Here is a 23872-nt window from a genome sequence, read left to right on the forward strand (position 1 = left end):
TCTTGTTCATGCTCTGGCAGCCAATTCGGCGCACCAGCTATCACCCTTCGCGCCATGGCTGCGAAGTAGCAGCGACCGGCCACCCGCTCGCGGGGTAATGGTAATGTCCATGTCGGCCTTTGGCAAAACGCCTACACCGCGCTGTGGCCACTCGATCAGGCACAGGGCGTCGCCCTCGAAGTAGTCACGAATCCCCAGAAACTCCAGTTCCTCGGGATCGACCAGCCGGTACAGGTCGAAATGGAAAGCGCGGACCGTGCCGATTTCATAAGGTTCGACCAGTGTGAAGGTGGGGCTCTTGACCGCGCCCCTGTGGCCCAGACCTTGCAAAATGCCACGCGAGAGCGTGGTCTTGCCCGCTCCGAGGTCGCCTTCGAGGTAGATCACCCCACGTCCTTCGGTGACATTGGCGATACGCGCGCCGAGCGCCAGCATGGCGTCCTCATCGGCGGCGAACAGTTCTATTTCCGACAAGCGGCTCGCTCCTGTAACAAATGGCGGATAGCGTCGCACAGATCGCTCGCCGCCAGACCATTTCCTTTTCCTGCCAGATACTCACCCGCCCCGGCGTGCAGCCAGACGCCCAGGCCTGCAGCCTGCCAGGGCGTGCAACCCTGAGCGATCAGGGCGCCGATCAGCCCGGCCAGCACATCCCCCAGGCCTGCACCGGCCATCACCGGGTCGCCTCGGTCGCAGACCAGCAAGCAGCCCGTCGGGTCGGCGATCAGCGTACCGGCACCCTTGAGCACGCAAATCACCTGATAACGCTGGGCCAGCGCCCTGGCAGCAGCCGGACGATCTGCCTGCAACGCCCGAGTCGAGATGCCCAGCAGACGCGCAGCCTCTCCCGGATGCGGGGTCACCACGCTGCCCGGAGGAATACTCACCACCCCCTCGGCCAGCAGATTTAGCGCATCGGCGTCCCAGACCTGCGCGGCCGGCGCCGTCACTGCGACCGACAGCAGGCTGCGTCCCCAGGCGCTCTGGCCAAGCCCGGGCCCGACCACCCACACCGTGATGTTGCCACCAAGCCCATGCAACTGATTGGCCGAGGCGACCGCCAGGCTCATGACTTCCGGCAGACGACTCTGCGCTGCCGCGAGATGCTCGCCGCGGGTCGCCAGGGAGACCCTACCGGCACCGCTGCGCAGGGCACTGTGCGCCGACAGCAGCGCAGCACCACCCGTGCCGTGATCGCCGCCGACCACCAGTACATGCCCAAGCTGGCCCTTGTGAGCGGTTGGTGCCCGCGCGGGCAGGTGCGGCAGAACATCGCCGGCCAGACGCTGCGCCACCCACGACTGGTTCGCGACATTCGACTGCAGGTCGTCGAACAGCAGGCGGCCGACATGGTCGAGCGCCTGGCCTACAAACAGGCCCACCTTCAAGCCGATCAGGGTCACGGTGAGCTGGGCGGCCACCGCCACGCCCAGCACCTGGCCGGTATCGGCGCAGATACCCGAAGGGATATCCACCGCCAACACGGGGCGAGCGCTATGATTCATCCATTCGATGGCCGCCGCGTAAGGCTCGCGCACGGCGCCTGCCAGACCGGTGCCAAGCAATGCGTCGACGAGCACGCCCCGTGCTTCGTGGCCTGCCTCCCAGGCAAGCACTTCGACACCGGCGGCCAGGGCCTCATCGCGGGCCAGCGCCGCGTCGCCCTGCAGACGCTGCGGCTCGGCCACCGCCAGCACACGAACCTGCCACCCGGCACGCACTGCCAGCACGGCCAGCAGATACCCATCACCGGCATTATTACCGTGACCGGCCAGCACGGTGACCGCACCGGCATCCGGCCAGCTGCGGCGCAGGGCCCGCCAAATGGCGTGCGCAGCACGCTGCATGAGCGCGAAACCGGGCGTGCCGGCAGCGATCAGCTCGGCGTCCAGCGCGCGCACCTGAGCGGCGCTGTAGAGCGCAACGGGAAGATCGTCTGATGAATGCCGCATGCCTGTGCTCCGATGTCTGGCAGAATTATACGTCGACTATCCAGATTCCCGCCCAGCATGACTGACGCCACCCCCGACCTCACCAGCCTCGCCCAGTCCATCAAGGACTGGGGGCGCGAACTGGGCTTCCAGCAGGTTGGCATCAGCGGCCTGGAGCTGGGCGAACACGAGGCGCACCTGCAGCGCTGGCTGGATGCCGGCTACCAGGGCGAGATGGACTATATGGCCGCACATGGCCGCAAACGTTCACATCCGGACGAACTGGTACCCGGCACCCTGCGGGTGGTCTCGCTGCGCATGGACTACCTGCCCGGCGACACACAGATGGCGCAACGCCTGCAGGAACCTGAAAAGGCCTACGTCTCGCGCTACGCCCTGGGCCGTGATTACCACAAACTGATCCGCAAACGCCTGCAACAATTGGCCGAGCGCATTCAGCAGGCCATCGGGCCATTCGGCTATCGCGCCTTCGTCGACAGCGCACCGGTGCTGGAAAAGGCCATTGCCGAACAGTCGGGCCTGGGCTGGATCGGCAAGAACACGCTGGTACTCAACCGCAAGGCCGGCAGCTACTTCTTTCTCGGTGAGCTGTTCGTCGACATCCCGCTGCCCGAGGACCCGCCCTACGGCAGCGAACACTGCGGTCGCTGCAGCGCCTGCCTGGACGTCTGCCCGACGGCGGCCTTCGTCGGCCCTTACGTGCTCGATGCACGGCGCTGCATCTCCTACCTGACCATCGAACTGAAAGGTCCGATACCCGAGGATCTGCGCGCTCCCATTGGCAACCGCGTGTTCGGCTGCGACGACTGCCAGATGGTCTGCCCCTGGAACCGCTTCGCCAAAGCCACCGAGCAGGGCGACTTCCAGCCACGGCACAGCCTGGACAACGCCGAGCTGGCCGAGCTGTTTCGCTGGAGCGAGGAGGAGTTTCTCAGCCGCACCGAGGGCTCACCGCTGCGCCGCGCCGGCTACGAGCGCTGGCTGCGCAACCTGGCCGTCGGTTTGGGCAACGCACCGTCGACCATCCCGGTGCTGGAAGCGCTGCAAGCGCGCCGCGAGTATCCGTCTGAGCTGGTGCGCGAGCACGTGCAGTGGGCGCTGGATCAACACGCCAGACGCGCCTAGGGTTACGCCTTCGGCCAACCCAGGCTACTGGCTTCTAGGCTTGCGGCTTGACGCTGCCGCCCTCAGACCTTGAGCAGGTGCTGGCGGTAGTACTTGAGCTCGGCGATCGACTCGCGGATGTCGTCCAGCGCCTGATGGCTGCCTTTTTTCAGAAAGCCATCCTTAACCCCAGGCGCCCAGCGCTCGGCGAGAATCTTCAGGGTCGAGACATCCAGGTAGCGGTAGTGGAAGTAGGCTTCCAGTGTCGGCATGTAGCGGTAGAGGAAGCGGCGGTCCTGCCCGATGCTGTTGCCGCAGATCGGCGACTTGCCCTTCGGCACCCACTTTTCCAGGAAGGCGATGGTCTGCGCTTCGGCTTCGGCCTGGCTGACACGGCTCTCGCGAACCCGCTGGGTGAGGCCGCTTTCACCGTGGGTGCGCGTGTTCCACTCGTCCATGGCGGCCAGGCGTTCATCGCTCTGGTGCACGGCGATCACCGGGCCTTCGGCCAGCACATTGAGCTCGGTGTCGGTGACGATGGTGGCCATCTCGATGATGACGTCCGTCTCGGGATCGAGACCGGTCATTTCCAGGTCGATCCAGATCAGGTTCTGTGGATTCTGCATGCTGCGCTCCTCTGTAGTGCCGCCATTCTAGCTAATCGCCGCGCCCTGCGCGCCGTCGATCTCCCAGAGCAGCAGGCGCGAATCGCGCCAGTCCTTCAACTGCACCACACGCTGCGGCGCCACACCGGGAATGTCGAAGGTGTTGCTGATCAGCCAGGCACCTGCTGGCAGCTCGAGCCGGGCCTTGTCCCAGAGCGCCGGCATGGGCGCCGGGGACAGGAAGCAGTAGGCCACGTCGATCGCGGCAAGGTCGCTGCGCCAGAGGTTCTGGTAACGAATCTGGCAATTGCGTTGACCGATGCTGCGCAGCCAGGCGATGGCATAGGACAGCGGCGCAGTCTCGACGCCGGTGAAGCGGGCCTGGGGAAAGCGCCGCGCCAGCCATAACAGCGTGCCCGCCGGGCCGCAGCCGAGATCGACGAAAGCGAAGCGCTCACCCCGCTCCTCCAGCAACCGCGCCAGCTCGCGACGGCTACCAGCGCCGGTGAGGTACAGCGGCACCCGCTCGGAGAAACTGTTCCAGTTGAACAGCAACAGCAGCAGGAACCCGAGCAGAAACAGCCAGGACGGCAACGGTGCTCCACTGGCCAGCAGCAGAGCGGGCGCGAACAGCAGGTTCAGCCACCACCACCAGCGCGACAGGCCGAACCAGCGCGCCAGGCTGGCCGACAGCAGGCCATGCAGCAGACCGGCCGCCAGCGGACTTGGCCGCCAGCTGGACAACTGCGCGACAGCGACAATGGCCAGCCCCATGCACAGGGTGACGACGAGCTGGATCAGCAATGCCAGCAACGCTGGGTAGCGCTCACCCAACCGATGCAGCGCGCGATAAAAGACGGCCATGCCACAAGGCTCAATGAAAGATGGATGGCCAGTCTAGCGCTGGCATGCGCAAATTGCCGCCCTCGGGGCATGCTAGACTCGCCTCCATTTTCAGCGCATCACACACTCGGAAGCCCCATGGCCAAACGCCAACTCAACCGCCGGCAAAACTGGCGCATCGAAAAAATCCAGGGCGAACGTGCCGCACGTGCGGCCAAACGCGAATCCCGCGTGGTGGAAACCCTGGAAGGCGGCGATCTGGGCCCGGAACAGACCGGCCTGGTGATCGCTCACTTCGGTGTGCAAGTGGAAGTCGAGGCCACGGACGGCGAGCTGTCAGGCCAGATTTTCCGCTGCCACCTGCGCGCCAACCTGCCGACTCTGGTTACCGGCGACCGGGTGGTGTGGCGCCCCGGCAACCAGGGTATTGGCGTGATCGTCGCCCAACTGCCACGCGACACCGAGCTGTGTCGCCCGGACACCCGTGGCCAACTCAAGCCGGTAGCGGCCAACGTCGATCTGATCGTCATCGTCTTCGCGCCACTGCCCGAGCCCCATGCCAACCTGATCGACCGCTACCTGGTTGCAGCCGAGCATGCTGGCATCCGCCCACTGCTGCTGCTCAACAAGGCCGATCTGATCGATGCACAGAATGAAACGGCGCTGAACGCATTGCTCGGCGTGTACCGCCAGTTGGGTTACCCGCTGCTGGAAGTGTCTGCCCTGGAAGGTGATGGCATGGAGCAGCTCAAGCAGCAGCTCGATGGCAATATCAGCGTATTCGTCGGCCAGTCCGGTGTGGGCAAGTCGTCGCTGGTCAACAGCCTGCTACCGGGCGTCGACACCCGAGTCGGCCCCTTGTCCGAACTGACCGGCAAGGGCACACACACCACCACCACGGCACGGCTGTTCCATTTCCCCGGTGGCGGCCAGCTGATCGACTCACCGGGTATCCGGGAATTCGGTCTGGTGCACGTTAGCCGGGACGACGTGGAGGCTGGCTTCATCGAGTTCGCCGAGCTGCTCGGCCATTGCCGCTTCCGCGACTGCAAGCACGACCGCGAGCCAGGCTGTGCACTGCTCAAGGCATTGGAGGATGGGCGCATTCAGCCGCAGCGGATGAACAGCTACCGGCACATTCTCGCCAGCCTGCCGGAGGCCGAGTACTGAATGAGGGCAGCAGCGCCCATGCACCACTGCCCGGGCGTACCCACTCAGCGGGCTTTGGCCATGCAGGCCGATCACTCCTCGGGCTGATCCACCTGCAGCGTGCCGTCTTCGAAGATGTTCAACCGTTCACGCACTTGCTCGTTGGATAACGGCGCACCAGCCGGTGCACCAGTACCACCAGCACCACCAGCGGGCGCATCCGGTGCTGGATCGGGCGCCAGCTCGCCGCCACCCTGCTCACCTTCGATGTTGCGCTGAGCCTTCTTGGTCAGCACCACGATATCGATACGGCGATTGACCGGATTGAACGGATCGTTGCGGTCGAACAACGCCGAAGATGCATACCCGACCACCCGCGCCACCTGAGCATCGTCGTAACCTGCTGCGATCAACACCCGACGCGCGGCGTTGGCGCGGTTGGCCGACAGCTCCCAGTTGCCGAAACCACCAGCGCCGGCGAACGGCTTGGCATCGGTATGACCGCTGACGCTGATCTTGTTCGGTACCGCCTTGATGGTGTCGGTCAGGGCGAACAGGATGTCCTCGAAATAGGGCTGCAACTGGGCGCTGCCCAGGGCGAACATGGGCCGGTTCTCGGCATCGACGATCTGAATGCGCAGACCGTCCTGGGTAATCTCGAAAAGAATCTGATCCTTGAAACGCTGCAACTGCGGGTCCTGCTCGACCTTGTTCTGCAGTTCCTGCAGCAGCAACTCCAGACGCTCGCGCTCCACCTCTTCGGCCTTGGCCTCGGCCTGCTCGGCGTCCAGTTCGGCAGGATCCTTGGGATCAGTGTCCGCTTCGTCCCCCGGCGCCTCCTGGGGCTGTTCGTTGAGGGTGCGATCCGGCGATGGGGTCGGCGAGCCGCCCAGGTCGATGACGTAGGGGCTGGCACTTTCAGAAAAACCGATAGGGTCCTTGAAATAGCCGGAAATCAGCTTCTTCTGCTCGGGCGTGGCCGAGGACATCAGCCACATCACCATGAAGAAGGCCATCATCGCCGTGGCGAAGTCGGCGAAGGCGATCTTCCAGGCACCACCATGGTGGCCCCCGGCGACCTTCTTGACCCGCTTGACGATAATCGGCTGGTTGTTTTCCATGGTGCTTAGTTCCCGCGCATTGCCTGTTCAAGCTCGCTGAAGCTTGGGCGGTGCGCCGGGTAGAGGGTCTTGCGCGAGAACTCCACCGCCAGCGACGGCGGCATTCCGGAGGCGGAGGCGACCAGGCCTGCCTTGATGGCCTCGTAGACGTTCAGTTCTTCCTTGGCATCGTGTTCGAGGGCGGCGGCCAATGGACCGAAAAAACCATAGGAGGCGAGAATGCCGAGAAAGGTACCGACCAGTGCCGTGCCGACTTTCTCGCCAATCTGCGCGTTGTCCGCCTCGGCCAGGATCGACATGGTGATCACGATACCCAGTACAGCCGCCACGATACCCATGGCCGGCATGCCGTCGGCGATCTTCGCCACGGCATGGGCGGGATGCTCGAGTTCCTCCTTCAGGCCAACCAGTTCCATGTCGAACAGGCCTTCCAGTTCGTGCGGCGCCATGTTGCCCGAGGACATGATGCGCAGGTAATCGCAGATGAAGGCGACCATGCGCTCATCACCCAACACCGCCGGATACTTGCTGAAGATCGGGCTGGCCGCGGGATCCTCGAGATCGGCCTCGATGGCCATCATCCCTTCGCGGCGCGCCTTGTTGAGGATCTCGTAGAGCAGGCGCAGCACTTCTAGGTAGTAATCATGGGTAAAGCGCGACTTGAACATCTTCAACGACTTCTTGAGGACGGTCATGAACATGCTGCCCGGGTTGGCCTGCAGAAACGCGCCCAGCGCGGCACCGCCGATGATCAACACCTCGAAGGGATGCACCAGCGCCATGAGTTTGCCGCCAGACGCGACAAAACCGCCAAAGACGCAAGCGAAGACAACGATGATGCCGATGATTTTGGCCATAAGGAAAACTTACTGAAGTGAAAAGAAAGGGAATGCACGAAACACCCCTTCTACTTATCGGAAGAGATGCGCGAGACTATAGTCAGTTAAGTCTAAAAAAAGCCATTTTGGCATATCCCCATGGTCGCAAGCACGCCGTTACCGCGCACCCTCGATGCCTGGCTCAAGCAGCTGGACGGTCAGGTGTTGCCCATCCCGACCCACTATCACCAGCAGGTTCGCCGCGCCCTGGGCGATAGCCGCCGCTCGCTGCGCGAGATCGCCGACCTGATGCAGGATAGCCCGGCACTGGTGCTCTGCGTGCTGCGCGAAGCCAATCGCAAGAGCAGCAGCCTTGGCGAAGCGGCAGAAAGCCTGGAAACCGCCCTCAATCGCCTGGGCCTGAAACGCGCCGAAGAGCTTTTGATGCGCATACCGGCCAAGGCTGTCGCCGACATTCCCCAGCCGCTGCGGCAGATCCAGTTGATCAGCCAGCATGCTGCGCAACAGGCCAACGGCCTGTTCGCCGCACGCCTCGCCAGGCTGTGGCAGGAAATCCACTGGGGCAGCCTGCTGTTCCTCTCCCCGGTCTGGGCACTGCTGGCGGCTCACCCTCATCTGTTCGAGGCCTGGGAGCAGCGCGTACTGATCAACGGCGAACGGCCGGCGCGGGTCGAACGCGAGTTGCTGGGCATTTCCCTGTTCGAATTGTGCCTGGCGCTGGCCGAACACTGGCGCCTGCCGGCGTGGATCATTCAGGGCTATCAACTGCTGCTCAACGACCGGCGCCTGCTGGCCAAGGCGCTGCGCCTGGCGCGCAAGCACGACGACCCGCTGCGTCAGCAGCAGGAACTGGACGCCGACCCGACGCTGCAGCGTTGGCTGACCCAGCCGGCCAACAGCATCCTGCTGGCCAACGTGCTGGCCGTTTCCGCGCACAACGCCTGGACCGGCAGTCACACCCGGCGCTGGCAGCGGCTCAACAGCCTGTACCTGCAGATGCCACTGCCGGAGCTGCACCAGCACATCCATCAGAATGCTGCGCAAAGCGCACGGCAGCTGGACACCACCGACCTCTGGCACCCGGCCGAGGCACTGCTCTGGCCCTGGAACGTACGGCACTTCCAGCCGCCCAAGCCGGCGCCAACGTCGCCACTCGCCGACTGGCGACAACTGTGCGCTCAACTGCTCGCCCAGCCGACGGCGTTCAGCAACGTGCAGCAACTCACCACCTGCGCCCGCCAGGCCTTGCAGGCGACCGGCCTGTCGCGCCTGCTCATGCTGCTCGCCGACCGCACCCACAGCCGCCTGCAGGTGCAACAGCATGCTGGCGTCGACGCCACCGCCAGCGGCCTGGCTGTCGACCCGGCGCAAAGCCAGGTGCTGCGTCGCCTGCTGCAGACGCCTGCGCAATTGCGTCTCACGCCCGCCAATATCGCCCAGTTTTCCGCGCTGCTGCCGGGCAATCTGAAGGCCCTGCTGCCCAGTGAGCACCTGCTGATCCGCTCCCTGGCCAGCAACGACCGGGTGGTGATGATCCTGTTCGCCGATCTGCACGGCAAACCGATCAGCGATACCGCTTTGCAGGCGTTCGCCAAGACCGCGCAATGCATAGAGCGCGCCCTGGACACGTTCAGCAAACGTAAGCGCTGAACCGCGGCTCTTTTCCCAGGCCCTGGCTGCGCTACAATCCCGTTCTCATTTCTGCCAACGAGGCCCGTATGACTGCCTTCGACGAACTGCCGCTGGTCATCGAGCCCGCGCACCTCGCTACGCGCCTGGAAGAACCGAGCCTGATTCTGGTCGACCTGAGCAGCCGTGCTCGTTATGAGGCCGGGCACATTCCCGGCGCCCGTTTCGTCGACAGCAAACGCACTCAGTTGGGCAGACCGCCGGCACCTGGCCTGCTACCCCAACAGGCGGCACTGGAGCAATTGTTCAGCGAGCTTGGCCATCACCCGCACGCCACCTACGTGGTTTACGACGATGAAGGCGGCGGCTGGGCTGGGCGCTTCATCTGGTTGCTGGATGTAATCGGCCACCCGCGCTATCACTTTCTCAACGGTGGCCTGACCGCCTGGGAGGCTGAGCAGCGTCCGCTGGATCAGGCTGTGCCCGAACCGAAAAGCACACCGGTGCGGCTGTCGCTGAGCGACGAGCCGACGGCCAGCCTCGATTACCTGAAGTCGCGCCTGGGCGCCGACGATCTGGCCATCTGGGATGCCCGTTCGCTGGAGGAGTACCGCGGCGAAAAGGTACAGGCCGCCAGGGGGGGGCATATTCCCGGCGCCATCCACTTCGAGTGGACGGCCGGCATGGATCCCGCCCGCGGCCTGCGTATCCGCGAGGATATCGGCCAGCAGTTGAACCAGTTGGGCCTGAGCGCCGACAAGGAAATCATCACCCACTGCCAGAGCCATCGCCGCTCCGGCTTCACCTATCTGGTGGCCAAGGCCCTGGGCTACCCACGGGTCAAGGCCTACGCCGGCTCGTGGAGCGAATGGGGCAATCTTTCCGATACACCTGTCGAACAGTGAGTGCGACTTGATTGTCCACTTGTAATTCGCCCGGCAAGAAATGCCGGGCTGCCAAGGAATAAAGATGAAAGAACGCCTGTTTATCCTCAGCCAGTACCTGACTCCGCATCACCTGCTGTCGCGCCTGATCGGCTGCGCAGCCGAATGCCGGGCACCCTGGTTCAAGAATCGCCTGATCACCTGGTTCGCCAAGCAGTATCAGGTCGACATGAGCGAGGCGCAGGTCGAGGATCCGACTGCATTCGAACACTTCAACGCATTCTTCACCCGCGCCCTGAAAGAAGGCGCCCGCCCGCTGGACAATCTGCCTGGCGCGGTACTCTGCCCCGCGGACGGTGCCGTCAGCCAGCTTGGCCGCATCGAGCACGGCCGGGTATTCCAGGCCAAGGGCCACAGCTACAGCGTGACCGAACTGCTGGGCGGTGACAGCGAACGCGCGGCGCCCTTCATGGGCGGCGATTTCGCCACCGTGTATCTGTCTCCCAAGGACTACCACCGCGTGCATATGCCGCTGGCCGGCACCCTGAAGGAAATGATCTACGTGCCGGGTCGCCTGTTTTCGGTGAACCAGACCACCGCCGAAAACGTTCCCGAGCTGTTCGCCCGCAACGAGCGCGTGGTCTGCCTGTTCGACACCGAACGCGGCCCCATGGCCGTGGTACTGGTTGGCGCGATGATCGTCGCCTCCATCGAAACCGTCTGGGCCGGCCTGATCACGCCGCCCAAGCGGGAACTGAAGACCGTACGCTACGACGAAGCCGCCCGGGCACCGGTCAGCCTCGAGAAGGGTGCGGAGCTGGGCCGTTTCAAGCTCGGTTCCACCGCCATCGTGCTGTTTGGCCCGGAACAGGTGAAATGGGCCGAGGAGCTGGCTGCCAATAGCCCCGTGCGCATGGGCCAATTGCTCGGCCAGTGAACCGGCAGCACGGCCTGCAGCCTTCGCCATGATTGGTGCAAAGGCTGCGACGATGGCCAGATGCTGCTAGAGTCGCCTCACGATTACCGAACGATTCGCTCGCATGTTGGCGCTGGAGTAAGAAAGTTTGATGGATAAACAGAGCCCCCACCTTTTGCTCCGCGTCCCGACGCCGACCAAGCAGGGCCTGACTTTCTGCGACGCCACGCCACGTGACCTGAAACGCTGGATCGCCGGCCTGCCCAAGGCCAACATCGGTGAAACCGCGCGCCAGTTGTACCAGGCGCTGATCGAGCTCAACCAGTTGCTGACCCCCTCGGACAACCGTCTGCAACTGCTCGAGCTGTTGCGGCCCGAGGTGTACTTCGTCTGTCAGCATCTGGAGCGCCACTTCCTCAACCAGGCCATCGTCCTCGACGAGCGCCCGCGCAAGGTGGCCAATCTGTGCCAGGCCCTGCAGAACCACCTGGCCATCGGCTACAAGCTGATCATTTCACGCCTCGCCGCCCAGCCGAACCGTGAACGCAACCAACTGCTCGGCACCGCGCTGCAGCGTGCCGTTCACAGCCTCAATGGCCCGCTGATTCGTACCAGCCAGCTGTACTGTCCGGTCCCCGAGGGGCTGTGGCTGGAGCTGCACCAGCTTTACCTGATCGCTCATCAGCAGGACCTCCACAAGGTGGTGATCCGCGACCCGCTGGCGCGCCACACCCAGGGGCTGAGCGTCGAGCAGAGTTACATCGTGGCGCTGCTGATCGGCTGCTCACGCTGCAACCAGATGCGCCAGAGCGCCATCGCCCGTCTGGCCGAAGCACTGGAAGCTTGGAGCACACTGATCAACCTGCAGGCTGGCGGCCATCCATCGAGCATCTTTGCCGTCGCCCCCCAGCTGGACGGGCCGCCGCGCTATACCTCGCTGTTCCAGCCAAGCGAGTTGCAAGGCGCCCTGGGTATCGACCCGACACCGCTGGTCAATGCCATCAAGGACCACCTGCATCTGCTGCCCGAGGAAAGAAGCCAGTCGCGCCTGCCCGTGCCGGATGGCTTCACCATCGACATGCTGCAGCATGCCGCTGCAGCCTGGGGCGACATTTCCGAGCGCACCTTCCAGCGCACCCAGGGCACTGGCAGCATGACCCTGTGCATCGGCATGAGCGCCTTGAACTACTACCTGGCCAACGGCCGGGCATTCAGCGAGATCCTCAAGCAGCCGATAGAAACCACCGCTTCGTTCAAGCCGGTCAGCAGCGAACCGGATATCTGGTCCAACGCCCCGGACGCACGGCGCGGCACCGAGTGGGAACATGGTCTGCCGTTCGAGGAAATCGAATACCCCAAGCCCGTCGAGGACCAGGAACAATCGGCCTCCGGGGCGGGCGAAGGCTTCCCGAGCTACACGCTGTCGATCGTCAACCACAGCCCTGGCGGCTATTGCCTGTCCTGGCCGAAGGAAGTGCCCAACCAGCTGCAGGCCGGTGAACTGCTGGGCATCCGAGACAACCCGCAGCAGAGCTGGAGCGTGGCCGTAGTACGCTGGATTCGCCAGGTACGCGGTGGCGGCACGCAGATGGGCATCGAACTGATCGCCCCACACGCGCAATCCTGCGGCCTGCAACTGGTACGCAAGGCCGAACAGAACAGCCAGTACCTGCGCGCCCTGCTGCTCCCGGAAATCTCCGCCATTTCCCGCCCGGCCACACTGATCACGCCACGCCTGCCTTTCCAGGAAGGTAGCAAGGTGCTGATCAACATCAGTGGCAAGGAGCGCCGCGCCGTGCTGAGCCAGAAACAGGCCAGCACCGGCAGTTTCAGCCAGTTCGAGTATCACGATCTCGAGCAGAAAAGCGTCGATCACGCGACCTCCGTCACAGCCTCCGGAACCCACCGGCCGGCCGGGGAGGAAGACTTTGACTCACTCTGGAAGTCGCTGTAGATTGCGGGAAACCCTCCCGCCTTCTTCTGCTGTCTTATCGCAGATTCGACCTCGCTAATGGCCATCGAAAAGAAAACCATCCGCCTGCTGATTCTCGAAGATTCGCAGAATGAGGCAGAGCGTCTCGTCAGCCTGTTCCGTAATGCCGGTAACGCGACCCGTGTACATCGGCTGATCTCCAGCGAGGATCTGCTCGAAGCCCTCAAGCACAATTGGGATCTGCTGATCTGCGCCCCCGTCAGCGAATGCCTGGAGCCCCACGAAGCGCTCTCCTGCATTCGTCATCAGGGCAAGGACATTCCGGTCATTCTGCTGCTGGCCGACAACGAGCCCGACAGCGTCACCGAGGCGCTGATGCTGGGTGCTCAGGATGCGTTGCCTCAGGGCGAGGACGAGCGCCTGGTGCTGGTGGCCCGTCGCGAGCTGGTCAACCTCGAGGAACGCCGCGCCCGCCGCGCCGCCGAGGTAGCCCTGCGCGAAGCGGAGAAGCGCTGCCAGCTGCTGCTGGACAGCTCGGTGGATGCCATCGCCTATGTGCACGACGGCATGCACATCTATGCCAACCGCGCCTACCTCGAGCTGTTCGGCTTCGACGACGCCGAAGAACTGGAAGGCCTGCCGATGATCGACCTGATCGGCAGCGCCGACCAGGGTGCCTTCAAGGACTTCCTGAAAAACTATCAGCATCTGGACGATCACGAGTTGTCCTGTGCAGGTGTGCGCACCGACGAAAGCACGTTCTCGGCGCGCGTCACCCTCTCCCCCGCAGCCTACGACGGTGAGCCCTGCATCCAGGCGGTGATCCGCGCCGAAAGCGGCAACGCCGAACTGGAAGAGAAGCTGCGGGAGATCAGCAGCCTGGATCTGGTCACCGGCCTGTATAACCGCGCCCACTTCATCGAGCTGATGGATACCGCAGCGCATCGCGCGGTGAACGACGAACAGCCGGCGAGCCTGGCCTACATTCGCGTCGATCGCTATGCCGCCCTGCTTGCCGAAATGGGCCTGGGCGCCATCGATCTGCTGCTGACCGACCTCGCCGGCATGCTGCGCACGCATTTCCCGCAGGATGCCCATCTGGCGCGCTTCGGCGACGATGTGTTCGCCGTTCTGCAAGCGGGCATGACACCGCAGCAACAGCGCCCGCAACTCGAGGCCCTGCTGCGCAAGGCCGAGACGCACCTGTTCGACATCAACGGACGCACTGCACAAACCACCCTGTCGATCGGCGTTGCCGGCCTCAACGACACCACGCCCAAGGCAGGTGAAGTGATCGACCGCGCGCAGCGCTGCGCCGATCAGATCGACGAGCCGGGCACCCTCAAACTGTTCGACCCGGCCGAGGAACTGGCCGCAGCAGCCAGCCGCGGCAGTGTCGTGGCGATGGTGCAGCAGGCGCTGGAACAGAACAGCTTCCGCCTGTTGTTCCAGCCGGTCATCAGCCTGCGAGGCGATGAGCACGAACACTACGAAGTGCTGCTGCGCCTGCTCAGCCCATCCGGTCAGGAAGTCCCGCCCGGGGAATTCCTGGCCGTGGCCAGGGACTCGGGAATGGGTGAGAAGATCGACCGCTGGGTGATCCTCAGCTCGATCAAGCTGCTCGCCGACCACCGCTCCAAAGGGCACGCGACACGCCTGTTCGTGCACCTGTCCAGCGCCAGCCTGCAGGATCAGACGCTGCTGCCCTGGCTCAGTGTCGCCCTGAAGGCCGCGCGCCTGCCTTCCGATGCCCTGGTATTCCAGTTCAGCGAACCGGATGCCATTGCCTACCTGAAACAGGTGAAAGCGCTGACCCACGGCCTCAAGGATCTGCACTGCCATATCGCCCTGAGTCAGTTCGGCTGCGCGCTGAACCCGTTCAATACGCTCAGGCACCTGCCCGTCGACTTCGTCAAGGTGGATGGCTCCTTCGCCAAGGACCTCAGCGATCCGGCCAATCAGGAAGCGCTGAAGACCATGCTCGCCAGCCTGCACAGCCAGGCCAAGCTGACCATCGTGCCGTTCGTGGAGTCCGCCAGCGTCCTCGCCACCCTGTGGCAAGCCGGCACGAACTACATTCAGGGTTACTACCTGCAGGGCCCGAGTCAGTCGATGGATTACAACTTCTCGTCAGACGATTGAGCCAACAGGGCAGCCTGGCCGCCCCGTTGCAGCTGCATTTCGCTTACCGCTGACCGTCGCGGTCGCGGAAACCCAGCAGATAAAGAAGGCCGTCCAGGCCAAGGGTGGAGATCGCCTGCTTGGCCGATTGCTTGACCAGCGGCTTGGCCCGAAATGCCACACCCAGCCCGGCAATGGCCAGCATCGGCAGGTCATTGGCGCCATCGCCGACGGCAATGGTCTGTTCCAGACGCAAACCCTCCTTGTGCGCCAGCTCGCGCAACAGATCAGCCTTGCGCTGCGCATCGACGATCGGCTCGATGGCCACACCGGTGACCTTGCCATCGACCACTTCCAGTTCGTTGGCGAACACGTAGTCGATGCCCAGCTTGGCCTGCAGTTGCTTGGCGAAGTAGGTGAAGCCGCCGGACAGAATGGCGGTCTTGTAGCCCAGGCGCTTGAGCTCGGCGAACAGGTTCTCGGCACCTTCGGTCAGACGCAGCGACGCGCCGATCTCATCCAGAACACCCACATCCAGGCCTTTCAGCAGGGCCAGGCGCTCCTTGAAGCTGGCACGGAAGTCCAGCTCGCCACGCATGGCCCGCTCGGTGATTTCCGATACCTGCTCACCGACACCGGCGGCCTTGGCCAGTTCGTCGATCACTTCCGCCTCGATCAGGGTGGAATCCATGTCGAACACGGCCAGGCGACGATTGCGGCGAAACAGAGAATCGGCCTGAAAGGCGATATCGACGTTCAGCTCCTGGGCCACGCTGAGAAATTCGGCCCGCAAAGCGGCCGGATCACTCGGCTCGCCACGTACCGAAAATTCGATGCAACCCTTGCCCTGCTCGACCGGCATGTCCAGCGGCATACGCCCGGACAGTCGGTCGATATGGTCGATATTCAACCCGTACCGGGCGGTGATCGCACTGACGCGCTGCAACTGCTCGGCGGTGACCTTGCGGGTCAGCAGCGTCACGCTGTGGCGTGCCTTGCCCTGCCCGGCCACCCAGTTCTGGTAATCGTCTTCCGATACCGGCGTGAACCGCACCTGCTGGTCGAGCTTGTAGGCGGTGAAGAGGATGTCCTTGAGCACCGAGGACGCGCGCTCGGTATCGGGAATTTCCACCAGGATGCCGAAAGACAGCGTGTCGTGGATGACCGCCTGGCCGATATCGAGAATGTTCACGCCACCTTGGGCCAGTACGCCGGTAATGGCAGCCGTGAGGCCGGGCCGATCTTCACCGGTAATGTTGATCAGGACGATTTCGCGCAAGGCGTACTCCGGAGCTCGCAGGACTAAGAACGGTCTGCCGAACGGCGATGTGCAGCAGGGCCGGTGAAAAAACGCACATTCTAACCACTTTCAATGCCTTCCGGACACGCGCGGCGCTTTGCCCTGCGCGGGTCGCTCGCTATACTGCGCCGCATCTACAGTCGACAAGAGCCGAGCTCTGTGAACCGGCCCGCCCCCGTAAAACCCGATAACTTCTTCCTTCTGCTCTTCCGTGCACTGCGCCAACGTCGCGTGCCGCTGGCATTGCGCGTCGTCAGTCACAGCTTGCTGCTGGTGGCCATGGCGCTGGTGATCTATGCCTGGGTCATCGGCATGCAGTTCAAGCAGGCCATGCAGCAGCAGGCCGAAGCACTGGGCAGCAGCCTGATCACGCAGACGGCTGCCTCGGCCACCGAACTGCTGGTGTCCAACGACATCCTCAGCCTCAACGTGCTGCTCAACAACCTGGTGAAGAACCCGCTGGTGGCGCACGCGGCCATTTACAGCGTCGACAACCGCATCCTTGCGGAAGCCGGCACCCGCCCCAGCAAGAGCATGCTCGGCGAGACCGAGGGCCTGTACTCCACGCCGATCACTTTCCAGGAGGTGATGGCCGGGCAGTTGCGCATCAGCCTGGACATGCAGCAATTCCAGCAGCCAATGACCATCAGCCTGCAGAGCATGGGCATCCTCAGCCTCATCCTGCTGGCGCTGACGCTGTCGCTGAGCCTGCGCCTGGGCCGACAGATCTCCACGCCACTGATGCAGATGCGGGTCTGGCTGCGTGACCCTGATGATTACGCCCCGGGCGCCAATCGCCAGGACGAGATTGGCGACCTGGCGCGGCAGCTGCAGGCTCGCCTCGCGCCGGTAAAACCGGAGCCCGAGCCGGAGCCAGAGCCGGAATTCGACGACCTCGACGATCTGGACGAGCAGTTCCTGCACGACGAGGATGACGAAGAAGTGGATCGCCGCGACGATCCGCAGTTCGAAGTTCGCGACCTGCGCGACAGTCGCTTCGATACCGACGATTACGATCCGCCAAGCCGCAGACGCGGTGAAGACACCGATGACGATGCCTTCGCCGATCTGTATGACCGCGATGAGACGCCTGCCCACATCCCTCCGGCGGCACCTGCTGCGCCGCAGAAGAGTGCCGTATTGGCGGTCCAGCTGGGCGCTCAGGAGCAACTGCGCCGTTTGCCGCGTACCCGCCTGATGGAGCTTCTGGAAAGCTACCGCAACTGCCTGGACAAGGCCGCGGCGCTTTACAAGGCTCAGCTGTACACCCTCAACGATGGCAGCAGCCTGATGCTCTTCCACCATCAGGACAGCCAGGACGACTACCTGACTCACGCCATCTGCTGCGGTGAACTGCTGCGCGCACTGGGCCACGCCCTGCAGATCGAAGTTGCCGACAGCGGCATCACCCTGCACCTGCAACTCGGCCTGACCCTGGGTGAAGACCTGCAGGGCCTCAGCCAAGGCGACCTGCTGTTGAGCGAAACCGCACAGGATGCCCTGGCCCTGTCTCAGCACAGCCGCAACCTGCTGCTGGTGGAACGACGCGTAGGCGAAGACGCCACGCTGCGCCAGCGCGCCCGCATCCGTGCCATCGCCAGCCCCGAGGGCGCCAGCTGCGTCGAGCGCCTGCTCGATCCGTATCCGGCGCTGCTCGAACGTCAGATGGCCAGGCTACGCGAAGAGCGCTAGGCCCCCGTGGGGTGGATGGCGCCTTTCTCATCCACCATCGCGCCAGCGAAGCGGTGAACAAGGGGGCGGCGTCTTCCCCATCAATACCCGTTACGCAACTGACACGAGGAGTCTGCAGGCAACGCGCAGCTCGGACTGTGAATGGGGCATTACCTAGCAGGCACGAAAAGGCCGGCGCAAGGCCGGCCGTTTTCCCGCGCGAAGCGATCAGAGCTTGGCGATGGACACCTCAGTGGACTTGACGAACGCGATCACTTCGCTGCCCACGCCCAGTTCCAGCTCGCGCACGGAACGGGTGGTGATCACCGAAGTAACGATGCCGGCTGCGGTCTGCACGTCGATTTCCGACAGCACGTCGCCCTCGACGATTTCCTTGATGGTGCCTTTGAACTGGTTACGGACGTTGATGGCTTTAATGGTCATGTCGAATTTCTCCTAGGGTCGAATTTAGCTGCAAGTCTCAAGCTGCAAGCGACAACAGAGCGCCTGGGCTTTTTACTTGCAGCTTGTGGCTTGAAGCTTGTCGCTGCTTTAAAGCGCCCAACGCAGTTGCGTCGGGAGCGGTGAAACGGGATCGGGCTGCGGTGGCAGCTCGGGCAGTTGCAGAACACGATTGAGCACCTCGGCTTCCAGCGAAGCCAGGCGTGCCGAGCCCTTGTTACGGGGGCGCGGCAGATTCACGTCCAGATCCAGGCCAACCTGACCGTCTTCGATCAGAATGACCCGGTCAGCGGTGGCAACGGCCTCGCTGACGTCGTGGGTGACCAGCAGTACGGTAAAACCGTGCTTCTGCCAGAGGCCCTCGATCAGTTGCTGCATTTCGATACGGGTCAGGGCATCCAGAGCCCCCAGGGGCTCGTCGAGCAGCAGCAGGCGCGGCTCGTGAATCAATGCACGGGCCAGGGCCACGCGCTGCTTCTGGCCACCGGACAGCGCCGCCGGCCACTCATTGGCACGCTCGCCGAGACCGACAGCTTCCAGCACCTGCTGGGCCTTGGGTCGCCAGTCACCGGTCAACCCGAGGCCGACGTTGTCGATCACGCGCTTCCACGGCAGCAGGCGCGCTTCCTGAAACATCAGACGGGTATCTTCACGGGTCGCCGCCAACGTGCCGTTACCGGCCAGCAGCTCACCGCCAGTAGGCTGGTCGAGGCCAGCGAGCAGACGCAGCAAGGTGCTCTTGCCGCAACCACTGCGTCCGACCACGGCAACGAACTGGCCCGAAGGGATGCGCAGGTCGATGTCCTTGAGTACCTGGCGCTCGCCAAAGGATTTCTGAATGCCGCGAATGGTCAGCGGCGTGCCTCGCTTGAGGCTATGCAGAGCGGTCATTTGGCACCTGCCTTGGTTTGATAGGCCGGATGCCAGCGCAGCCAGGCGCGCTCCAGGCCACGGGCAGCGACATCGGCCAGCTTGCCGAGCACCGCATACAGCAGAATCGCCAGCACCACCACGTCGGTCTGCAGGAATTCACGGGCGTTCATCGCCAGGTAACCGATGCCGCTGCTGGCGGAAATGGTTTCGGCGACGATCAGGGTCAGCCACATCAGCCCGAGGGCGAAGCGCACACCGACCAGAATCGATGGCAGCGCACCGGGCAGGATCACCTGACGGAACAGCGCGAAGCCGGACAGACCATAGCTGCGCGACATTTCCACCAGCGCCGGATCGACGTTGCGGATGCCGTGGTAGGTGTTCAGGTAGATCGGGAACAGCGTGCCAAGAGCGACCAGGAAGATCTTCGCGCTTTCGTCGATGCCGAACCACAGAATAACCAGCGGAATGAGCGCCAGGTGCGGCACGTTGCGGATCATCTGAACCGAGCTGTCGATCAGGCGCTCGCCCCATTTCGACAAGCCGGTGATGAAGCCCAGGGCCAGACCGATGCCCCCACCAATGGCGAAACCAACCCCTGCGCGCCAGCCACTGATCGCCAGGTGGGTCCAGATCTCGCCACTGGAAAGCAGCTGCCAGCCGGCCTCGAACACCGCGCTGGGCGCCGGCAGAATGCGCGTGGACAGCAGCCCCAGGGCGACCGAACCCTGCCAGGCAACCAGCAGCGCCACGGGCAGTGCCCAGGGCGCCAGGCGCAGGGCCAGGCTATGGAAAGACGTGTTGCTCATTTCATACCTCAACAATCATCACGGGATGGCCGGGCGTCCACGCCCGGCAGCGTTTCAACTGGCCGACGCCGCCTTGGGCAGGATGTCGTTGGCGACCATTTCACCGAACGGGCTGACATAGTTCGCGCCTTCCGGCAGCGCAGGGCGGTTCACGTCCAGGTGTGGGAACAGCAGTTCGGCGACCCGATAGGACTCTTCGAGGTGTGGATAACCGGAGAAGATGAAGGTATCGATGCCCAGCGCGGCGTATTCCTTGACCCGCTCGGCCACCGTCGGACCATCGCCGACCAGCGCCGTACCGGCACCACCGCGCACCAGGCCGACACCAGCCCAGAGGTTGGGTGACACCTCCAGGTTGTCCTTGCTGCCGCCGTGCAGGGCAGCCATTCGCTGTTGGCCGACCGAGTCGAAGCGCGCCAGAGAGGCCTGGGCGCGAGCGATGGTGTCATCGTCGACATGGGCAATCAGCTTGTCAGCGGCCTTCCAGGCCTCTTCGTTGGTTTCCCGGACGATCACGTGCAGACGAATGCCAAAGCGCACTTCGCGCCCCTGGGCCGCAGCCTTCTCACGCACGGCGGCGATCTTCTCGGCCACCGCGGACGGTGGTTCACCCCAGGTCAGGTACAGCTCGACCTGTTCGGCGGCGAGGTCCTGCGCGGCTTCCGAGGAGCCACCGAAGTACAGCGGCGGACGCGGTTGCTGGACTGGCGGGTAAAGCAGCTTGGCGCCCTTCACCTGAATATGCTTGCCGTCGTAATCGACCACTTCGCCTTCCAGCACGCGACGCCAGATGCGGGTGAACTCGACGGACGCCTCGTAGCGTTCGGCGTGAGAAAGGTTCAGACCATCGCCTGCCAGTTCGTCCGGATCACCGCCGGTGACCAGATTGAACAACGCACGACCGCCGGACAGACGATCCAGTGTCGCCGCCTGGCGTGCAGCCACGGTCGGAGAAATGATGCCCGGACGCAGGGCCACGAGGAATTTCAGGCGCTGGGTCACCGGGATCAGCGACGCGGCGACCAGCCAGGAATCCTCGCAGGAACGGCCGGTGGGAATCAGTACGCCGCCGAAACCGAGGCGGTCGGCAGCCTGGGCGATTTGCTGCAGATAACCGTGGTCAACGGCACGGGCCCCTTGCGAGGTACCGAGATAATGGCCGTCACCGTGGGTCGGCAGAAACCAGAAAATGTTCAGACTCATGGAGTGGTCTCCTTGGGATTGGGTCGCTGCATGGCCAGTGACCATGCAGCTGAATGCCTTACTGCTGGGCTTTCTGAGCGGCTGCGAGGGACGCCGGCGGTGTCCAGATCACGTCCTTGATGCTCAATTTCTTGGGGATCAGTTTCAGCTCGGTGAAGGTGTCGGCGATCTTCTGCTGCGCCGTCACCACCTCCGGAGTCAGTGCTGCAGCGCCGTAGCCCTGGCGCTTCACGGCGATGGCGGTGATGTCCCGTGGCAAGCCGAGCAGCGGTGCGACTTGGTCGGTAACCTTTTCCGGGTCGGCCTTGGAGTCTTCACCCACGGCACGGACCTCTTCGATCAGCACCTGAAGGATTTCCGGGTTCTTCTCGGCGTAGGGTTTGGTGGCGAGGTAGAACTGGTGGTTGTCGACCAGGCCTTCACCGTCACGCAGGGTGCGTGCCTGCAGTTGCTGTTCGGCGGCCGCCTGGAAGGGGTCCCAGATGACCCAGGCGTCGACGCTGCCGCGTTCGAATGCAGCGCGGGCATCGGCTGGCGGCAGGTAAACGGGCTGGATATCGCTGTACTTCAGGCCCGCGTCTTCCAGAGCACGCACCAGCAGGTAATGCACGTTGGAGCCCTTGTTCAGCGCGACCTTCTTGCCTTTCAGCTCGGCCACCGACTTGAGCGGTGAATCCTTGGGTACCAGAATCGCTTCGCTGTGCGGAGCTGGCGGCTCGTAGGCGACGTAGAGCAGATCGGCACCGGCCGCCTGGGCGAAGACCGGCGGCGTTTCACCGGTCACTCCGAAATCCACGGAGCCTACGTTGAGCCCTTCGAGCAACTGCGGGCCACCGGGGAACTCGGTCCATTTGACGTCCACGCCCTTGTCGGCCAGACGCTTCTCCAGCGTCCCCTTGGCCTTGAGCAGCACCAGGGTGCCGTATTTCTGATAGCCGATACGCAGTGTCTCGGCTTGAGCTTGGGTAATGGCGCCGAAGGAAATGGCCGCGGCAAACAAGGCGACCAGACTCCGACGCAAAGTGATAGTGCGCATGACGCTCTCCTCTGCATTGAGTGTTTGGCCACCTGCTGCCTCGTTGGCGGGCTAGTAAGGTGGTTGATGGGTGAACCTTCACCCATGTGGAAAATGTGTGTGAATCCTTGACTCAGGCGCTCCAGCGCCCACTGATCAGGCGATCGTTTAACAGCCCCGGCTCGATCGGCTGTGGCCGGCGGTTGAGTGCCTGGATCAGATGCTGCAAGGCGTCATCCAGACGCTGTTCAAGTACCGGCAGCAGATCGCCACCGGTATCGGTGTAGGCAATCTGGCTGTCATCGGCGAAAACGCCGTGCAGTACTTCCTGCGCCTTGAGCGCCGACAGCACCGGCTTCAAGGCGTAATCCACCGCCAGCATGTGGGCACTGCTACCACCCGTGGCGATTGGCAGCACCACCTTGTGATGCAGCGCGCGCTCGGGCAGCACGTCGAGCAGGGTCTTCAATGCGCCCGAAAACGACGCCTTGTATACCGGCGTCGCCACGATCAGCCCATCGGCAGCAGCCACGTGGGCCTGCAAGCCCTGAATGCGCGGGCTGTCGAAACGGGCGAAGAGCAGATCCTCGGCCTCGAAGTCACGCACCTGATAACTCACCACCTCGACACCATGGGACTGCAGCCACTGCCGCGCCCTGTCGAGCAGTACGTTGGAGCGTGACTTCTGGCTCGGACTGCCACCCAGCAAAACCACCAACATGGGATGTCCTTACTTGTTCGGTTGCGGGGTGAGGCGCAGGTAGGGCTTCACGGCGCGATAGCCTTTGGGGAAGCGCTGCTTGATCTCGTCTTCGTCCTTCAGCGAAGGCACGATCACCACATCGTCACCGTCCTGCCAGTTGGCCGGGGTGGCCACCTTGTGGCTGTCGGTGAGTTGCAGCGAGTCGACCACACGGAGAATTTCGTTGAAGTTGCGCCCCGTGCTCGCCGGATAGGTGATGCTCAGGCGGACCTTCTTGTTCGGGTCGATGACGAACAGCGAACGCACGGTCAGGGTGTCGTTGGCATTCGGGTGGATGAGGTCGTAGAGCTCGGAAACCTTGCGGTCGGCATCGGCCAGAATCGGGAAGTTGACCGCGGTGTTCTGGGTCTCGTTGATGTCGTCGATCCACTTCAGGTGGGAGTCGACCGGGTCCACGGACAGGGCGATGGCCTTGACGTTGCGCTTGGCGAACTCGTCTTTCAGCTTGGCGGTGAAACCCAGCTCGGTGGTGCACACCGGCGTGAAATCCGCAGGGTGGGAGAACAGGATGCCCCACTGGCTACCCAGCCACTCGTGGAAGCGGATACGGCCTTCGCTGGAATCCTGTTCGAAGTCAGGTGCGATGTCGCCAAGGCGGATGCTCATGCTGTGTGCTCCTCAAGTGAGTCGTTGCGTGGCGCTCACTATGCTCAGGAACACGGAATATTAAAAAGAATAAA

The 23872-nt window shown here is 63.6% G+C and carries 22 protein-coding genes; 8 read left to right on the forward strand and 14 right to left on the reverse strand.

The features are described 5' to 3' along the window. Window positions 1-6: 6 nt before the first annotated feature. Window positions 7-474 (reverse strand): tRNA (adenosine(37)-N6)-threonylcarbamoyltransferase complex ATPase subunit type 1 TsaE, encoded by a 468-nt coding sequence (tsaE, locus tag QRN22_RS11900; protein ID WP_042554460.1) that lies wholly within the window; start codon window positions 472-474, stop codon window positions 7-9. Continuing rightward, window positions 462-1952 carry a bifunctional ADP-dependent NAD(P)H-hydrate dehydratase/NAD(P)H-hydrate epimerase gene (locus tag QRN22_RS11905; protein ID WP_042554459.1) on the reverse strand — a complete coding sequence of 497 codons (1491 nt, stop codon included), beginning with the start codon at window positions 1950-1952 and terminating at the stop codon, window positions 462-464. The genes tsaE and QRN22_RS11905 overlap by 13 nt, the downstream gene beginning before the upstream one ends. Window positions 1953-2009: 57 nt before the next feature. Here QRN22_RS11905 and queG point away from each other — a divergent pair, with 57 nt between their 5' ends. Beyond that, a complete protein-coding gene (queG, locus tag QRN22_RS11910; RefSeq protein ID WP_042554458.1) occupies window positions 2010-3077 on the forward strand; it encodes a tRNA epoxyqueuosine(34) reductase QueG in 1068 nt (355 codons plus the stop codon). Window positions 3078-3139: 62 nt separating this feature from the next. On the opposite strand, the gene orn is transcribed toward queG, so the two are convergent. Further along, window positions 3140-3682 carry an oligoribonuclease gene (gene orn, locus QRN22_RS11915; protein ID WP_042554457.1) on the reverse strand — a complete coding sequence of 181 codons (543 nt, stop codon included), beginning with the start codon at window positions 3680-3682 and terminating at the stop codon, window positions 3140-3142. 27 nt (window positions 3683-3709) lie between these two features. Then, a complete protein-coding gene (locus QRN22_RS11920) occupies window positions 3710-4525 on the reverse strand; it encodes a class I SAM-dependent methyltransferase (RefSeq protein WP_042554456.1) in 816 nt (271 codons plus the stop codon). Window positions 4526-4642: 117 nt separating this feature from the next. Here QRN22_RS11920 and rsgA point away from each other — a divergent pair, with 117 nt between their 5' ends. Continuing rightward, window positions 4643-5674 carry a small ribosomal subunit biogenesis GTPase RsgA gene (gene rsgA / locus QRN22_RS11925; protein WP_042554455.1) on the forward strand — a complete coding sequence of 344 codons (1032 nt, stop codon included), beginning with the start codon at window positions 4643-4645 and terminating at the stop codon, window positions 5672-5674. A 71-nt stretch (window positions 5675-5745) separates the two neighbouring features. Here the strand turns inward: rsgA and motB are convergent, their stop codons facing one another. Both motB and motA read right to left on the reverse strand, forming a co-directional pair. Next, entirely contained in the window at window positions 5746-6774 is a 1029-nt protein-coding gene (gene motB / locus QRN22_RS11930; protein WP_042554454.1) for a flagellar motor protein MotB, read from the reverse strand. A 5-nt stretch (window positions 6775-6779) separates the two neighbouring features. Beyond that, entirely contained in the window at window positions 6780-7631 is an 852-nt protein-coding gene (gene motA / locus QRN22_RS11935; protein ID WP_042554453.1) for a flagellar motor stator protein MotA, read from the reverse strand. 120 nt (window positions 7632-7751) lie between these two features. Here motA and QRN22_RS11940 point away from each other — a divergent pair, with 120 nt between their 5' ends. From QRN22_RS11940 to QRN22_RS11960, 5 genes are all read left to right on the forward strand, one after another. Continuing rightward, on the forward strand, window positions 7752-9263 hold the full coding sequence (locus QRN22_RS11940; RefSeq protein WP_042554452.1) for an HDOD domain-containing protein: 1512 nt from the start codon (window positions 7752-7754) through the stop codon (window positions 9261-9263). 68 nt (window positions 9264-9331) lie between these two features. Next, complete coding sequence (locus tag QRN22_RS11945) at window positions 9332-10147, forward strand: rhodanese-like domain-containing protein (protein WP_042554451.1); 816 nt, start codon at window positions 9332-9334, stop codon at window positions 10145-10147. Window positions 10148-10205: 58 nt separating this feature from the next. Continuing rightward, on the forward strand, window positions 10206-11063 hold the full coding sequence (gene asd / locus QRN22_RS11950) for an archaetidylserine decarboxylase (RefSeq protein WP_179540120.1): 858 nt from the start codon (window positions 10206-10208) through the stop codon (window positions 11061-11063). Between the two features lie 130 nt (window positions 11064-11193). Beyond that, on the forward strand, window positions 11194-12996 hold the full coding sequence (locus QRN22_RS11955; protein WP_042554449.1) for a cyclic-di-GMP receptor FimW-related protein: 1803 nt from the start codon (window positions 11194-11196) through the stop codon (window positions 12994-12996). Window positions 12997-13053: 57 nt separating this feature from the next. Further along, the gene (locus QRN22_RS11960) at window positions 13054-15117 is read left to right on the forward strand and encodes an EAL domain-containing response regulator (RefSeq protein WP_042554448.1); all 2064 of its coding nucleotides are present in this window, start codon (window positions 13054-13056) and stop codon (window positions 15115-15117) included. Between the two features lie 43 nt (window positions 15118-15160). Here the strand turns inward: QRN22_RS11960 and serB are convergent, their stop codons facing one another. Then, complete coding sequence (serB, locus tag QRN22_RS11965; RefSeq protein ID WP_042554447.1) at window positions 15161-16375, reverse strand: phosphoserine phosphatase SerB; 1215 nt, start codon at window positions 16373-16375, stop codon at window positions 15161-15163. A 180-nt stretch (window positions 16376-16555) separates the two neighbouring features. On the opposite strand from serB, the gene QRN22_RS11970 reads away from it, so the two are divergent. Then, complete coding sequence (locus tag QRN22_RS11970) at window positions 16556-18088, forward strand: AhpA/YtjB family protein (RefSeq protein ID WP_042554446.1); 1533 nt, start codon at window positions 16556-16558, stop codon at window positions 18086-18088. A 207-nt stretch (window positions 18089-18295) separates the two neighbouring features. Here the strand turns inward: QRN22_RS11970 and QRN22_RS11975 are convergent, their stop codons facing one another. The 7 genes from QRN22_RS11975 to QRN22_RS12005 form a co-directional block, all read right to left on the reverse strand. After that, the gene (locus QRN22_RS11975) at window positions 18296-18511 is read right to left on the reverse strand and encodes a TOBE domain-containing protein (RefSeq protein WP_013793202.1); all 216 of its coding nucleotides are present in this window, start codon (window positions 18509-18511) and stop codon (window positions 18296-18298) included. Window positions 18512-18619: 108 nt separating this feature from the next. Next, window positions 18620-19420, reverse strand: a complete 801-nt coding sequence (ssuB, locus tag QRN22_RS11980; RefSeq protein WP_042554445.1) for an aliphatic sulfonates ABC transporter ATP-binding protein — start codon at window positions 19418-19420, stop codon at window positions 18620-18622. Then, a complete protein-coding gene (gene ssuC, locus QRN22_RS11985) occupies window positions 19417-20211 on the reverse strand; it encodes an aliphatic sulfonate ABC transporter permease SsuC (protein ID WP_042554444.1) in 795 nt (264 codons plus the stop codon). Before ssuC ends, ssuB begins: the two co-directional genes overlap by 4 nt. 54 nt (window positions 20212-20265) lie before the next feature. Further along, the gene (ssuD, locus tag QRN22_RS11990) at window positions 20266-21414 is read right to left on the reverse strand and encodes an FMNH2-dependent alkanesulfonate monooxygenase (RefSeq protein ID WP_042554443.1); all 1149 of its coding nucleotides are present in this window, start codon (window positions 21412-21414) and stop codon (window positions 20266-20268) included. Between the two features lie 58 nt (window positions 21415-21472). Further along, window positions 21473-22450, reverse strand: coding sequence for a sulfonate ABC transporter substrate-binding protein (locus QRN22_RS11995; protein WP_042554442.1), 978 nt, complete (start codon window positions 22448-22450; stop codon window positions 21473-21475). Between the two features lie 112 nt (window positions 22451-22562). Then, on the reverse strand, window positions 22563-23150 hold the full coding sequence (gene ssuE / locus QRN22_RS12000; protein ID WP_042554441.1) for an NADPH-dependent FMN reductase: 588 nt from the start codon (window positions 23148-23150) through the stop codon (window positions 22563-22565). A gap of 9 nt (window positions 23151-23159) precedes the next feature. Beyond that, a complete protein-coding gene (locus QRN22_RS12005) occupies window positions 23160-23798 on the reverse strand; it encodes a peroxiredoxin (protein WP_042554440.1) in 639 nt (212 codons plus the stop codon). Window positions 23799-23872 lie beyond the last annotated feature (74 nt).

This window comes from Pseudomonas sp. MEJ086, from assembly GCF_030209025.1.
Lineage (GTDB): Bacteria > Pseudomonadota > Gammaproteobacteria > Pseudomonadales > Pseudomonadaceae > Aquipseudomonas > Aquipseudomonas fulva_A.

Excerpts from the sequence above, each read along its gene's own strand:
- QRN22_RS11905 (WP_042554459.1), bottom strand. The coding sequence starts at position 1,952 with ATGCGGCATTCATCAGACGATCTTCCCGTTGCGCTCTACAGCGCCGCT.
- queG (WP_042554458.1), top strand. The coding sequence starts at position 2,010 with ATGACTGACGCCACCCCCGACCTCACCAGCCTCGCCCAGTCCATCAAG.
- orn (WP_042554457.1), bottom strand. The coding sequence starts at position 3,682 with ATGCAGAATCCACAGAACCTGATCTGGATCGACCTGGAAATGACCGGT.
- QRN22_RS11920 (WP_042554456.1), bottom strand. The coding sequence starts at position 4,525 with ATGGCCGTCTTTTATCGCGCGCTGCATCGGTTGGGTGAGCGCTACCCA.
- rsgA (WP_042554455.1), top strand. The coding sequence starts at position 4,643 with ATGGCCAAACGCCAACTCAACCGCCGGCAAAACTGGCGCATCGAAAAA.
- motB (WP_042554454.1), bottom strand. The coding sequence starts at position 6,774 with ATGGAAAACAACCAGCCGATTATCGTCAAGCGGGTCAAGAAGGTCGCC.
- motA (WP_042554453.1), bottom strand. The coding sequence starts at position 7,631 with ATGGCCAAAATCATCGGCATCATCGTTGTCTTCGCTTGCGTCTTTGGC.
- QRN22_RS11940 (WP_042554452.1), top strand. The coding sequence starts at position 7,752 with ATGGTCGCAAGCACGCCGTTACCGCGCACCCTCGATGCCTGGCTCAAG.
- QRN22_RS11945 (WP_042554451.1), top strand. The coding sequence starts at position 9,332 with ATGACTGCCTTCGACGAACTGCCGCTGGTCATCGAGCCCGCGCACCTC.
- QRN22_RS11955 (WP_042554449.1), top strand. The coding sequence starts at position 11,194 with ATGGATAAACAGAGCCCCCACCTTTTGCTCCGCGTCCCGACGCCGACC.
- QRN22_RS11960 (WP_042554448.1), top strand. The coding sequence starts at position 13,054 with ATGGCCATCGAAAAGAAAACCATCCGCCTGCTGATTCTCGAAGATTCG.
- QRN22_RS11975 (WP_013793202.1), bottom strand. The coding sequence starts at position 18,511 with ATGACCATTAAAGCCATCAACGTCCGTAACCAGTTCAAAGGCACCATC.
- ssuB (WP_042554445.1), bottom strand. The coding sequence starts at position 19,420 with ATGACCGCTCTGCATAGCCTCAAGCGAGGCACGCCGCTGACCATTCGC.
- ssuC (WP_042554444.1), bottom strand. The coding sequence starts at position 20,211 with ATGAGCAACACGTCTTTCCATAGCCTGGCCCTGCGCCTGGCGCCCTGG.
- ssuD (WP_042554443.1), bottom strand. The coding sequence starts at position 21,414 with ATGAGTCTGAACATTTTCTGGTTTCTGCCGACCCACGGTGACGGCCAT.
- QRN22_RS11995 (WP_042554442.1), bottom strand. The coding sequence starts at position 22,450 with ATGCGCACTATCACTTTGCGTCGGAGTCTGGTCGCCTTGTTTGCCGCG.
- ssuE (WP_042554441.1), bottom strand. The coding sequence starts at position 23,150 with ATGTTGGTGGTTTTGCTGGGTGGCAGTCCGAGCCAGAAGTCACGCTCC.
- QRN22_RS12005 (WP_042554440.1), bottom strand. The coding sequence starts at position 23,798 with ATGAGCATCCGCCTTGGCGACATCGCACCTGACTTCGAACAGGATTCC.